This window comes from Lysinibacillus sp. VIII_CA, assembly GCF_049943995.1.
Classification (GTDB): domain Bacteria; phylum Bacillota; class Bacilli; order Bacillales_A; family Planococcaceae; genus Lysinibacillus; species Lysinibacillus pinottii.
Map to the genome: position 1 here is coordinate 1 of NZ_JBNFXM010000122.1, position 254 is coordinate 254.

The 254-nt window shown below is 68.5% G+C and carries 1 protein-coding gene; it reads left to right on the top strand.

The window, feature by feature from the left end; genetic code table 11:
* Window positions 1–254: class I tRNA ligase family protein (locus ACP3VS_RS24485; RefSeq protein ID WP_426390330.1), on the top strand; the 254-nt coding region annotated here is incomplete at both ends.

Sequence of the window (254 nt, forward strand, 5' to 3'; positions counted from 1 at the left end):
CGAGACCTACCGCACGGCCGACGGCAGCTTTGCCGCGCCGGCCGAGGTCCGGATCGAGATCGACGGCGACGCCCGCCGCGCCGTGCTGATGTCGAACGGCGAAACCGTCGAGATCGGCCCGAGCGAGAAGATGTCGAAATCGAAGCGCAACACCGTCGACCCGGACGACATCATCGCCACCTACGGCGCCGACACGGCGCGCTGGTTCATGCTGTCGGACTCCCCGCCCGACCGTGACGTGATCTGGAGCGAGG